At 43.1% G+C, this 13,628-nt stretch carries 10 protein-coding genes; 2 read left to right on the forward strand and 8 right to left on the reverse strand.

Annotation, left to right across the window (positions count from 1 at the left end):
• Window positions 1-55: 55 nt before the first annotated feature.
• The 8 genes from INT76_RS01855 to secY2 are packed head-to-tail and all read right to left on the reverse strand — an operon-like array spanning window position 56 to window position 10,845.
• Window positions 56-235 (reverse strand): hypothetical protein, encoded by a 180-nt coding sequence (locus INT76_RS01855; protein ID WP_212571559.1) that lies wholly within the window; start codon window positions 233-235, stop codon window positions 56-58.
• Window positions 232-1,566, reverse strand: coding sequence for an accessory Sec system glycosylation chaperone GtfB (gene gtfB, locus INT76_RS01860; RefSeq protein WP_212571561.1), 1,335 nt, complete (start codon window positions 1,564-1,566; stop codon window positions 232-234). The genes INT76_RS01855 and gtfB overlap by 4 nt, the downstream gene beginning before the upstream one ends.
• A complete protein-coding gene (gene gtfA / locus INT76_RS01865; RefSeq protein ID WP_212571563.1) occupies window positions 1,550-3,070 on the reverse strand; it encodes an accessory Sec system glycosyltransferase GtfA in 1,521 nt (506 codons plus the stop codon). The genes gtfB and gtfA overlap by 17 nt, the downstream gene beginning before the upstream one ends.
• A gap of 11 nt (window positions 3,071-3,081) precedes the next feature.
• Window positions 3,082-5,460, reverse strand: coding sequence for an accessory Sec system translocase SecA2 (secA2, locus tag INT76_RS01870; RefSeq protein ID WP_212571565.1), 2,379 nt, complete (start codon window positions 5,458-5,460; stop codon window positions 3,082-3,084).
• A 24-nt stretch (window positions 5,461-5,484) separates the two neighbouring features.
• A complete protein-coding gene (gene asp3 / locus INT76_RS01875) occupies window positions 5,485-6,411 on the reverse strand; it encodes an accessory Sec system protein Asp3 (protein WP_212571574.1) in 927 nt (308 codons plus the stop codon).
• A 2-nt stretch (window positions 6,412-6,413) separates the two neighbouring features.
• Window positions 6,414-8,063, reverse strand: coding sequence for an accessory Sec system protein Asp2 (asp2, locus tag INT76_RS01880; protein ID WP_212571576.1), 1,650 nt, complete (start codon window positions 8,061-8,063; stop codon window positions 6,414-6,416).
• 1 nt (window position 8,064) lies between these two features.
• A complete protein-coding gene (asp1, locus tag INT76_RS01885) occupies window positions 8,065-9,609 on the reverse strand; it encodes an accessory Sec system protein Asp1 (RefSeq protein ID WP_212571577.1) in 1,545 nt (514 codons plus the stop codon).
• A 12-nt stretch (window positions 9,610-9,621) separates the two neighbouring features.
• Complete coding sequence (gene secY2 / locus INT76_RS01890) at window positions 9,622-10,845, reverse strand: accessory Sec system protein translocase subunit SecY2 (protein ID WP_212571579.1); 1,224 nt, start codon at window positions 10,843-10,845, stop codon at window positions 9,622-9,624.
• Between the two features lie 215 nt (window positions 10,846-11,060).
• On the opposite strand from secY2, the gene INT76_RS01895 reads away from it, so the two are divergent.
• On the forward strand, window positions 11,061-11,939 hold the full coding sequence (locus tag INT76_RS01895) for a glycosyltransferase family 2 protein (protein ID WP_212571581.1): 879 nt from the start codon (window positions 11,061-11,063) through the stop codon (window positions 11,937-11,939).
• The gene (locus INT76_RS01900; protein WP_212571583.1) at window positions 11,932-13,608 is read left to right on the forward strand and encodes a glycosyltransferase; all 1,677 of its coding nucleotides are present in this window, start codon (window positions 11,932-11,934) and stop codon (window positions 13,606-13,608) included. The genes INT76_RS01895 and INT76_RS01900 overlap by 8 nt, the downstream gene beginning before the upstream one ends.
• The last annotated feature ends 20 nt before the right edge of the window (window positions 13,609-13,628 follow it).

Raw genomic sequence — 13,628 nt, forward strand, 5'->3', positions numbered from 1 at the left:
GAAATGCTAAACAAAAACCCATCTATTTGTGAAAAATAGATAGGCTGTTTTCCGATTATTCCATGAAAAATTGTATCAGTCTTAGGATGATGAGTCCGAGTGAGATGAGAACTGAGATGAGTACGATAATCTGCATATTGAACTGCTTTTTTTCTTTTTTCTCTTTCGGAAATTGGTATCGTTCTTCTTCCATCCGTTTGTTGATGCTGTCTTTTAAAGGATTTTCCTCTTTCATTGTTCCCTCCTATCAATCACAGATCGGTAGTCTTCTGCACTAGCAAGATGAGCTGCACGCTTCTGTCTGTCAACTGCTTCAGCAACTGAACTAGCTTGTTTGAGGCAACTGGATAGACTTTCTATCAACTTAGGCCAATCTTGACTTGAAAAGATAGTTTCGTCAGCACAATACTTGCGTCCATGTGCTGTTTCTTCAAAGGTATAAATAAGCTGATTGTGTTCAAAGGCTGTTCGGACAGATGATAAAATCTCATCACCCAAGTTGATGTCCAAATAGTAATCGCAGGCCTTATATAGTTTGTGGACTTGCTCAAGTGAGATATTTGGATACAGGCTGATATTTTTATAGCTGCTAAAGGCCATCAGCTGACTGGACATTTCCGTCAGTGCTCCTATATGGAAATGCAAGTCTGGCAGAGCTTCTACTAGCTCCTTCAGATGCAACAACTGATCCGTATTGGTTAATATTAGCGCTTGGTTTCCAGCTTGATTTTGTTTAACGAAAGGATATTGAAAACCAAGAAAATACACCTGCTCCTTTTCTGTTTCTGTCAGAAGAGGAAGAAGATTCTTGTAAGCTGTCGCGTCCTGAACCGCTATTTTTGTGGGGCGCTTCCCTGCTCCGTTCAAAAGCAGACGCATGTTTCCTGGAATTTCCCCCAGAATAGGTTCTTGCCAAAAGAGAATATCCCGCCCTTCTTCCTCCATGTAAAAACAAGTCAAAAAAGGCAAGGACAAGGTATTGTAAAAGATGCGATCACGCTGAAAACCAGCCTTTGTCAAATAGAAGTCTACCCATTCTCGCTTATCACCAAAGAAATGAACCTGTCCTTGATAGTGGAGTATAAAACTGCCTGTTTGGTGGTTTTCTTGGACAACTTCGTGACCTTCTTGGTTAAAATAAGACGTTAGGAGAGGTTGCCCTTCTCTATCATAAACAGTTTGTCCAAAACGGTAGCCCAATCGATTGTAGCGGTCTGTCAATCGCATCCGACCTTCCTCGTCATACCAATCCACCATCTTTACATGGCGCTTGTGATTTGGAGAAGCGTAATGGATATGCCCACGCTTGCGATGGAGATCAAAGATTTCTGCCTGACTGCCATTCCCAACAATCTCCCAGAAATTCGGTAATTCCACTTGATTAAAGTAGAGTGGCTTTTGCCCCCCGTCTTTGAATTCTGTAAAGAATTGATAGGGAGAAGTCACATCATCAGGTAAAAAACCATCATCCGTCAAACAGACAGTTGGGTGCTTGTAGCCTGCCAAGAGAAGCGAGTAGTGTAGATCCCAGCTTGACTGCCCGTAAGTATCAAATAAGGTTATCATTTGCCGTCATCTCCTTTACTAGTTTGAGCCAAGCCTCTTCTACATTGCTGGTTAAAAAGCCTTCTGCCAATCGGTAAGATGTCTGTCGCATGACTTCTCTATCCGCCTGCCTAAAGAATGTCACGATGGCCTGCTGATAGGCTGCAACTATTGCTGTTTCATCATCTGCAGACGGGCAAGGCAATAAATAGCCATTTTGTCCTTCTTTTACAAATGTTTGATTTCCATATGGCACATCAAAGCCGATCAAGGGAAGACCAGATCCCACAGCCTCTAACAAGGTTAAACCAAAACCTTCACTCTTTGAGGCGGTCAGATACAGTTCATATTGTTGATAGACATCTGCCAACTGATGATGCCCCATCAGCTGAATAGAATCCTCAGCCCCAGCTTCCCTGATAATCTGGTCGATTTTATCCCACTCTCCTCCCTGACCATAAATATCAAAAGTCAGGTTTGGAAGTTCCTTTTTAGCTGCGATTACAGCCCTTGTCAGCCAATCGACATGCTTTTCCGTTGCCAGCCGCGAGGCAGTCAGGATGGAATAAGGTTTACGTTTGGCATTTTCTCCTCTTAACTGATCGAGGCTTCCAACCGGGATAGCAATCACTCGGGGAACGTGCCCTGTATAACGCAGAAATTGTTCTTCCAATACCTCTTTTTGTCGCTGCGTAGAGGTAAGGAAAAAATCAACCTTATCAGCATTTACAAACTGATAATCATAAAAATTATTCCAAAGAATCGTATCATCTGTCACATAATTTGGACTATAATGCTCTGCGTGAATCACAACTCCCAGTCGCGCTTGACCATGGTAGCGAAATACCGACTGGCCTGTTCCCGTAGCTCGGTCAAGTAAGAACAAGTCGTTGGCTGTAAGATTTAAATCCTGCATGAAGTAGGAAATCAATTCTTCTTTTGAATACAGAATCGCCTTAGGAAACTTGAACATACTTTTGGGGCCATCTATTATCTCATCATAGGCGACACTGCCATCTTCATTGAAAAAACGGCGGAGATAGAGATGTGCTGTCTGTTCTTTTGGTGTGTAGTATTCTGAGAAAATCTTAGTATAAGAATAAACATCTTTTCTTACCAGATTGCCTTTGTGAACATACTCTACACAATGAACCGCTTCTTTATCTTTCTTTGACAAATAAACGGTCATGAAATGATCTGACGCCCCTAAAAAATAACGGATAAACTGGTCAGTGACCTCTTCTCCTCTTATCTGTTCCTTCATATTGGCCAACAAATCGGAGAGGCGGTAGCTAGATGGAGCTACCTTAACGTCTGTAAAATACCCATAAAGCCAGATGATTTCTTCATCTAAAAAACCAAGATTTCGAGTTAAATCCGATAGGTTGTCCTGAACAAAAAAATCCGTGAAAATGAACTTAGTATCCAGTCCCAACTTCCGAAAAAGCTGCCCTCGATAGGCTTGGGCATATTCGACACCACTGCTTGCCCAACCGATGCCCAAATTAAGGTTATAAATGGTCATTCTATCCCTTTCTAAGCAAAGTAGATTTGGAGTTCTCCTTCAGCATTGTAAGAAACCTGGCTCAAGAGCAAGTATTGAACTGTTAGATGCCGAATATTTCTCTTCATCGCCTGATAGCTGCGATAGGCCTCCTTGTGATACTCGAAAACCGGATTGCGCTGGGCCGTTTGTCTAGCTCCTGCAATCACGCGCAACTGCTGCAAATAATCAACCTCTTCAACCCAACTTTCATCAATCGCCTTGAGGAGCGCAATGCGTTCAAAATCAAGATAATCCTTCTTCAAAAAACGCTTTTTCCGCTCCCATTCCTTGGTGATTAACTTCATCATGAACTGCCCGATGCTATCCCTGTTATCCAAATCAATATCATCAGGAAAATCCTGAAAATCATAAGTGATATAATCTAAAATGAAACGTTCCACATCATGTTGGTCCAAGGTTTTCTTGCTTTTCAAAAACCAATCAACCAAATCCTGCGCAAATTGGAGAATATCAACTCCCTGACTGCTACCATCTATGATGGCATTTCGTTCTTTGTAGATATAATCACGCTGAACCTTAACACTCTCATCGAATTGCAAGGTCATTCCTCGTGATTGTTGAGCTGCTCCGGAGCTTGCCTGTTGTGCCCGCCGTAAGGCACGGCGAAACCGTTTCTGGGTCAATGGGCGTGGGTTATTTTCATCAATTAAATCCCGATGCTTGCGGAAATAATCGCTTACCCATTTGCCACCATGCTCAATCACAATATCGTCTTCTAAGGAAACAAAGAACTGACTAAATCCCGGATCTCCTTGACGTCCCGAGCGACCCCGCATCTGCAAATCTGCCCGGTCGCTTTTCATCCGTTCCGTTCCGATAACAGCTAGACCGCCTAGTTCCTCAACACCCGGCCCCAATTTAATATCTGTTCCTCGTCCAGCCATATTGGTTGCGACTGTTACGGCACCTAGCTGGCCCGCCTCAGCAATCATCTGCGCTTCCTTGGCTGCGTGATAGGCATTCAAAAGACTGTGTGGAATCCCCTCTAGCAGTAACAATTCAGAGTAAAGCTCAGACATTTTTACCGAACCTGTTACCAGAAGGATAGGTTGTCCCTTCTTATGCAGCTTTTTTACCATATCCAACGAAGCACGAATTTTTTCAGGGATACTTGTGTAAATAAGATCTGGATAATCCTTACGGATAACTGGCTTATTGGTGGGTATTTGAACCACTTCCATATTGTAGGTTTGGATAAATTCAGCTTCTGCCGACTTACCTGTACCAGTCATCCCTGCCAGAGTTGGAAACATCAAGAAGAGGTTTTGATAAGTAATAGAAGCCATGGCCCGCATTTCAGGAGTGACCTTCACTCCTTCTTTTTGCTCAATGGCCTGATGGACGCCACCTTGAATTTTGGTTCCTTTCAGCGTACGACCGTCTGTCTGATCCAGCAGTTTCACTTCCCCATCTTCAATGACGTACTGCTTGCCCAGTGTAAATAATTTATGGGCTTGAAGAGCTAAGTTTACATGCCGAACCAGCTCCTGATTGCTCAACGAATAAAAGCCTTGCTGTCTAAAGTAGCGCTCCGCTTCATCCATCCCTTTTTGCGTCAGCCAAACTTCTCCACGTTCACGGTCATAATAATAACCTTCCCCCTGCTTCAGACTGAGGATGAAGTTATCAGCAACCCAATAAAGGTTGGACTGAACACGAGGGGAACCCGAAATGACTAACGGAGTCTGAGCCGTATCTAGCAGAACAGCATCCGCTTCATCTATGATGGCATAGTGGAAACTTCTCATATATTTTTGAGAACGATGAACAGCAAGGTTCTCAAAGAGATAGTCAAAGCCCAGGGCAGAGTTTGTTGTATAAATAATGTCTGAATGATAGACTTTGCGTTTCATTTCAACTGTTACGTCGGTCTTGCTATCAAATACACCGACCCCAACCGTCATACCCAGCAGATTAAAAATCGCCCCCATTTCCTCAGCATCCCGTTGTGCCAAATAGGCACTGGTTGTAATCAGCATGGCTCCCTTGCCACTTAGGGCGTTCAAATAAAGGGGCATGGTTGCGGTCAAGGTTTTTCCTTCGCCGGTCTTCATTTCAGCCAGATTGCCTTGATGAAGAACAATCGCTCCGAGAACCTGAACCTGATAAGGAAACAGACCCAGCACGCGCCTAGAAGCCTCCCGAACAACCGCATAGGCTTCAACGAGAAGACTGTCCACCGTTTCCCCTTTTGCCAACCGCTGTTTGAAAAAGCTGGTTTTTTGGCTGAGTTCTTGATCTGTCAAAGCAGCCATCTCATCCTTGAGGGCATCAATTTGACGGTAGATTTTTTTCAATTTTTTAAGCCTGTAAAAATCCAGTGAAAATGGAGATTTCAAGAAACCCATGGCCTTCCTTTCTATAATTCCTGTTTAGGTATTGGCAGTGGAAAAAGCGTGCAGCAAGGTGGACAGGGGATGAATGAGCCCTGATACCAGCTCCAGCCCCACCGCTTGCTCCATATAAAACAGAAGCCCGTCATCTTGCTTCACTACCTGCTCCAATCGATTTTGGTCAATGTCTAGTTGAGCGAGCAGCGCCTTATCCAATCGAATCCGATTGACAGATTGGCTCAGATAAAACTTGCTTTCCTTTAGTTTGAGGTGGAGATGAAGGCCAGCTTGGTTGCCTCTGGAACCATAGCCGATGATGGTCATGTGGCTATATCCATGTTTTTTTGCCCACCCTTGCAAATCAACAATCCCTTGCTCACTCATAGCATCTCTTGCTTCAAGAATGAGAAGATTGCCAACTTTTCGCCCAATTTGCTCAATGACATCCGCATACAAAGTGGCATCTTCCTCCTCTTCCAAGAGTAAGAGAGTGACGGATGTCCCTGTCTGCGGATAAAGAAGCATGCCTTGAGGAACGGAATCTTCGCTACCCAAAACCCTTAAACTTAAATACTTGAAGGTCAAGGAAGTTGCTCCTGCGTTAATCAAAGCAATCTGATAGGAATAAGCTTCCTGCGGATAGGTAAACTGATTCTGTTGATTTTTTAAAATTTCAAAGTGAATTTTTTCGTGATGGCGATCAAAAAAGTTTATCTGCAAATAAGCCGCATGCTTGGGTTCTATCGCAGCAACCAAATCCAACTGGTAGCACGCCCCTTTCTTCAAAAGCGGAAGAGAAGGTTGACTCCTAACAGCCTGAAAATTAGTCATGGAATCCCAGCTTTTAATAACGAAACTAGGTGGCATCAGGGAATTTTCAAAGAAGACCTGATCCTTATGAAAGTCGATCTGGCTTCCATGCAAGTAAGTAGACTGACTATAATTTTTCCAGTAGATTCGTACCATTGTCAGTTCTCCCCCCTTCCAAATCCTTTCTTCAACAAGTCGAGGTATTGGTTCATAAACCAATTATTCGGCGCCCCTCCGCCATCCAAGTGACGGCCTGAATACCCTTTGCCTAAAACTTTAGCACCTGTTCCTTTACTGAAATGCACAAAGTCCTCAAAGGCTGTCTGGTCATAATCATCTTCGCGCATATAGGCAATCGAAAATCTTGTACCGGCAAAAACACCGTCTGTCATACAGCTCCAGAAACGTTCATTGAGACGATGAGCCGCTTCCTCTGAGAGATTTCCAGCATTTGTTTTTAGAATATCCAAAGACGTTGGAAAGCCACCTGGTCGCTGTACACGTTCTCTAAGAGCCATATTGCCAAGGTTCATCAAGGGTTTACTGATAACAACTCCATAAGGTTTTAGTTGACTGCCGTAGTAGAGGGCCCCAAAAGTACCCATGGACATCCCCGACAAAATCAACTGGCTGGAATCAAACCCTAGAAAGGCTAGCTTCTCTTGAATTTTGTCAATCACCGCTTGCTCTAGTTCTGGACTTCCAAGATAAAAGCCGCCTCCATCCAATCTCGGGTCGCAAATCAGCATAAAGGGTGTTTTTAAACTCTTCATCATCCAGTACCCTTCATAACCCTCTGCTGTACGAAACCCTGAAAAATACACGCACAAAGGCGGCTTGAAATCCCCTGGTTCAAAGTAGGTCTGAATTTCTTGCAGGTCTTGGTCAACCAAGCGTTCACCACCTAAAATGAACTCACCAAATTCAGCCCTGCTCCAACGATAGTGACAGGGCCCTAATTTCAGACTGCCTTGTCCTTTGGCCTGGATGGAAATAAATAGGTAGCCATCCATGCCACCATCAATCAATAGTTGCTGGCGTAGGTCGCTTCCTTCAAATGTCCACTCTTTGGCAATCTCATTGGTTGCACCGCTTGGAATCAGGCTAACCGATAATTTAAGCTGACACTGGCCATCCGTCCAATGATCCAAAAAAAGATTTAAAAACTGCCACTCCATAAATTGTATATTGTAACGGAAAAAGGCAATCTGTCGGTAATCCTCTCCGAAATCACCGGTTAAACAAAGGTACTTTCGTCCCTCAAACCGAACTTCTCCGCTGAATGAAGGAGAAATTTGCAAATCATGAATAGGGAGTTTGGCTCCATATTGACCAGTGAAAAGAATCTTGGACAGTTGATAGACCAGCTCGTTTCTCTTTTCCCAAACAAATGACTGAGCCATTTTTTGCCGCAGAAAAGCTGCCGTATCTCCGTCTGCTTCGAGATGACTTGGATAAAAGACTTGATAGGGTTCAAACTGCTCACCCAAACCAGAAAGTTCCCTTGGGTAGGACTTCTCAGATAAAATCAGGGCAGCATAAACAGTCTGGCTGGCTAGCACTTCTTTCAGAGTTTGGCGCAACTTCTTGATTTCCAGTTCTATCTGAGGTGTTTTTTCCTTGAGTTTTTCCAGTTGCTCTAAGTCTTTCTCTAGTTTTTTTCGCTCCTGTTTCCAGTTCTGATGGGCCGTCACAAACATAGCTATATCCTCTGGATGCAGATACTGCCAATCTAGCTTCTCTGGAATCGCTAAGCTATTGCTCCAATCCTCCATCCCAATTTGTAAAATTGCAATCTTATCAGACATATCATTCAATCTTTTCTTTCATTTTTTCGACTAGAACACCCTTTGTATAATCCGCAATTTTTTGAACAGAATATATCAAAGACTTGTTCCAATTGGTCAAACCTGTTAAATAAAAGTCAATTGCCTCTCCTATCCGCTCTGGAACATCGAGGATGTACCCATTTTTCATGTGTTCGACAAACTCTGTTTCCACTCGGTTCACTTGAGGGATACCAGCACTGATTCCTGCAATCTGTGTATAGAGATTCGGCTCATCTGCCAAATCAATAATCAACCTTGCTGAGTCCAAATGGGTGATAATCTCCATTTCTGAGTGAAGGAAATGAAGGGCAATCCGACTGGTTTTTTCTGACTCATCACCGAATTCAAACATCCGAGTTTCTGTTTGATCCTGCAAAAACAAATAGGATTCTGGCCGATGCTCCAGTAGCTCTGTAAGTTTTTTTTCCATTTCCTGTTGGAAGGAAAAGTCAGGACTGTAAGATACCAGAGAAAGGTAAATATGCTGATTCTCTGCCATAGACTCAAATAGGCAATCGAGTACCCCCTTCAGCTGACTCCATGACAGTCCATCAATCAAGACATACAAGATCAATTCTTTGAGCCGTTGACTTTTTCCTAAAGCAAGTCGGGTATCAAACAGAGATTGGTGCTGCACAGGAATCTTGCTTACCTCCTGCAGGGCTTCTGCCTTTTTGAATGTATCGGTGACAACCAACCGACAGTCGGCCAATTCTTCTTGGAAGTTTGTCCCCTCTTGTATGGGATGGCGCTCCCCAAAGAAAGACAAAACCAGTTTTCGATTCTTTTTGACAGACCGAACCAGATGATTGTGACGCGGGTCAGAGGCCAAAACGATAACTCCTTCTTGACGCTCTGTGTGAGAAAAATAAACCGTCAGTCTTTCCTGAATCAAGTCTTCTATCCTGCCATAACTGGACTGCCACATCGCATCTTGAAAAAGAGGATTAACTTCTACATGATTGTCATCTGGTAGCAGATACTCACGAATACGCCAGATACCATCAAGACCCAGATAGTCTTGATGATGTTCTGCTCCTCCTTCGTAGTAAAGAATACTAGACAAAAACCCCCGGTCATCGAAGACCAATTTTTTGCTAATCAGCCCCTCTTCAAATAGATCTACCCAGACCATCTGACCTTCTTCGCCAAATTCAATCTGAGCATAGGGTTGCCCCTGCAATCGAACCATAACCAAGAATGGGCTATTGATAAACTCAGCTCCCACTGGCCAATCCAAATCCATATAATCCAAAATCCGAACCGGAATCTGACCAATGCCTTGAATGTCATCAAAAACAGACCAAGTATCTACTTCCAGCAAATCATAGCGATGGCAATAATAGCGCAAATTTGGACGGTAGTTTAAGACCAATAGCTGACAAGCTTCACCTACCGTATGAAACATTCTAAGCTGGTTAATACTATCATCGAACCTAGAACCTATCGGTCGTCTGTACCAAATATAGGTATCGTCGTACCAAGTTCTACCTTCTGGATACCAAGCTGGGATAAAATAAAACATGCTTTCCCCTATCTATTGAAAAAGGCCCGTATAGCGCTTTTTCAAACGCATCATTTCCACTTCTAAAATAATGGATAGTACGATTCCAACCGTCATCAAGACCACACCTGGAAATCCAACAACCGGCTGTAAGACGGGCAGAAACAAGATCAAGAAGAGCGGTAGCCCCCCCATCACAATCAGAAAGAGCCCGTTGAGAACACCTAAACTCCATACAATTCTGGTCAGATAATCCCTCGTAGGCCGACCGGGACGTATACCTGGAATATAGTCCCCTGTTTTTCTTAACTCTCTCGCCTTATCTGTCGGATTGAGGTTCATAAAGGCAAAACTCAGTGTCAATACCAGTAAAATTACCATATAAACCAACAGTCCTTCAAGTGTCAAGAAGGAAAAAAAGCGTCCAAAAGAAAGAATGGATTCGGAGTGATTTGGAAGCAGGTAGGCCAGCAAGGCCAATAGGTAGTTTGGAAAGGTCAGAAGAGTCATAGCATACATGAAAGGCATACCGCCTGCAAGGTTCAATTTTACAGGCATGTAGGCTTCTTTTGCCAAACTGTTTTTTATAGAAATACGCTGGACAGCAATGCGGTATTCGGCCTTCTCCAAAACCACTGTGATGTAGATAGACATCAGACACCAAAGTCCAATTCCAAGCAGGTAAAAAAGATAGCCATCCGCTGCTAAATCCGCCATGAGTGGCAAGACACGAAACTGACCAACAAGAATGCTGACCAATACCAAAAGAGAGGGCCCAGCGAATCCATAGGCGGTATTCAGCCCAATCAGCCAAGCAATAACAAAGGCTCCGGCAACCAGAATCACAGCAACCATCCCTATCAGGGGTAGCTGTTGGGTTTTGTCTGTCGTTCCGTAATCAAGCGAAATAGCTACTCCCAAACCTTGAATCGCTGCAATGATCAGCATCAGACCGTTTTTTCGATATTCAGCTGACTGTGGAGAAATAGTTTTTCCTTTTTGACCAATGGAAAACAGGGTCATTAAAATACTGGCATACATCCACGGCGACAAGCCTAGGGAGAAAAGACCTATCTGCGATAAATCTCCTCCTGTCAAATGAGCTGCCCAAGACAGATTAGACTGGTGAGGGGTTAGGTAACTTTCCAATTTCAAAAACGGAAGTGGGATATACCTCCCCAATATAAAGATGGCCACAATGAAAACACTAGCCATGACACGCTGGATAATGGGGTGGGCGTAAAGTATTTTTTTCATCTTATCCTCATTCTTAGAAAATACTCGCTGCAATTAGTTTCTAACTACTCCAGTATAGGCTATGAACCGGCTTTTTGCAAGTAAAACTGAATGTTTTCTAAGATAGCTTTCATTCAAACTGGTTAGCTCTGCATTTTTCAAAAAAAATAGGATAACTGACCTATTTATGGTATAATTTAGGGTGATTTTACTTTGGAATGTGAGAAATAAAAAGCATGAAAATCAGTGTGATTGTGCCAGTTTACAACGTGGAAGACTACCTAAGAGAGTGCCTTAACAGCATCCTAAATCAGACCTATACCAATTTAGAAATTCTTCTTATCAACGATGGCTCCACTGACAGTTCTGGCAGCATTTGTGATGAGTACGCTGAAAAAGATTCGCGCATTCAGGTGATACACAAGGAGAACGAAGGACTCTCTGCTGCGAGAAATGTCGGTCTGGATAGAATGACTGGCGATTTACTAACCTTTGTAGATTCTGATGACGGCATTCATGAGGATTTCTTAAAAGATTGCCTCTATCATTTAGAAGCTCAAAAAGCTGATATGGTTATCGGCCACTTCTTCCAGTGGAGCGAGATTGACCAATCCTTCTACTACTACATTCCAAAAGATAGCTGGGGAACCATAGAAATCCTAGACTCCCAAGAAGCACTGAATAGACAGATAGACTGGCAAGGGCTCAACACCGCTCCCTTCGTCATCGCCTGCGGCAAAGTCTTCAAGAAAGAATTGTTTGATACCGTTCGTTTTCCAGTAGGTAAAGTCTATGAAGACGAGTACACTATTCACAAGCTATTACTGAAGGCGAATAGAATTGTCCTTGTCAACATCGATTATTATATGTATCGCAGGCATGGCAAAAGCATCATGACAGGGGATTATAGCCCTAGAAAGGATATGAATTTAATCGAAGCACTTGAAGAACGGCTCCTAGATTTTGTCTTAGCTGGGAGAGATACCGACTTGGTTAAACATAAGTTGACCGCCTTACTTTATCAAACCAAGCAGAAATTTGAAGAACATCATTGCCAGCATTTACCTGAGTATAAGCGTATTTTACAAAAAATTGAACTATCAAACCATGATTAAACCTATTCAAAAGACCATTCAGCTCGCTTTATCCGCCACCGCTAGTTATAGTGACTATCTCGGAGTTGTTCTTTTTTCTCTTATGGAACATTGCGACCCTTCTTACAATGTGCACGCTCATATACTGCACGACTCAAGGGAAGATTCAAGTCTCTTTACCTGCCAGCAATTGACAGCTATCTTTCCTCGGCTTTCTATTAGCTTCATCGGTATCGACAATAGCTTGGTCAGTCATTTCCAAACCATAGATTACATCAGCTCTCAGACCTATTACCGAGCCTTCATTCCAGAATTGATTTCAGAACAGATTGAAAAAATTATCTATCTAGATTGTGACCTTTTGATTAAAGGTGACATTGCTCCACTTTGGGAAATCGACCTAAAAGATAGGCCCATGGCTGCTGTTCCTGACAGCTGGATGAGCCAGTTTCAAGCAGATTATATCCAAGACCTCGGCTTGCAAGAAGATTCTTATGTCAACACTGGCGTACTTCTGCTGAACCTTGTGGCATTGCGAAAAATGAACTTCACGAAACAATTTCTTGATTTAGCCAATGAGATGCAAGACCATTTCCGCTACGGCGATCAGGACATCATCAATGTCTTACTGAAGAATTCCTTCCTGCCCCTGTCTGCTGCCTACAATGCCTACTTTCCGCAACTACTTGAAGAGCATATCATCGAACATTTTACTGGTTCGGAAAAACCTTGGCATCTTCTTTCTGCCTATCCAGACTACTTAATTAGTTTGATTCGTTATCATCAACTTTTAAATCTGGAAACCATCAGTCTAATTGTTCCTGTTTATAATGTTGAAGACTATCTTGTTGACTGTTTAGACAGTCTAGTTGGACAAACCTACACCAAACTTGATATTCTTCTCATCAATGACGGATCCACCGATAAATCGGGGAATATTTGTGATGAGTATGCCAAAAAAGATCCGCGTATCAAGGTCATTCATAAAGAAAATGCTGGCCTAGCAGATGCTCGAAATGTTGGTCTCGATGCCATCAGCAGTCCCTATGTCATCTTTTTAGATGCAGATGACCGTCTGGATAAAGATCATGTTTCTCATCTCTACCAGACCATGATTGCGACAGAAGCTGACATCACCATAGCCAAATGCGTGAGCTACCGGGAGGCTGATGGACAATGGCTTTTCTTTGATTATCATCTTGCAGAGAGTCAAACACATGAAATCCTGACACCTGAAAGCTGGCTTGAACGCGTCCATCATCACCATGTTTTTGGACTATCTACCGCTTGGGCAAAACTTTATAAGACAGCCCTTTTCAACCAGCCACAGCATCCTATTCGTTTCCCAAAAGGCAGACTGCATGAGGATGAATTTACCATCTATCGCGCCATACTGGCCAGTCGCAAAACAGTTCTTCTTAATGAAACACTCTATCTTTATCGAATTCACGAAGATGCTGTCATGCGCTCAACTCCATCCCTGAAACACTGGGAGGACCTCATAGCCAGTTATGAACAAAAATTGCTTGACTTTCATCTCCTGCAAATAGATGCTAGTTATCTTCAAGCCGACTACATTCAGACCCTCCATCATGTAAAAGAGCAGCTTGAAACCAGTCAATCGTTAGCTACCTCGCTCTATACACATATTCTGGAACGGCTTGCTGTTCTTGATAGTCAACCACTATAATTGACAGAGAAGGAAAATAT

Source organism: Streptococcus oriscaviae, assembly GCF_018137985.1.
Classification (GTDB): Bacteria; Bacillota; Bacilli; order Lactobacillales; family Streptococcaceae; genus Streptococcus; species Streptococcus oriscaviae.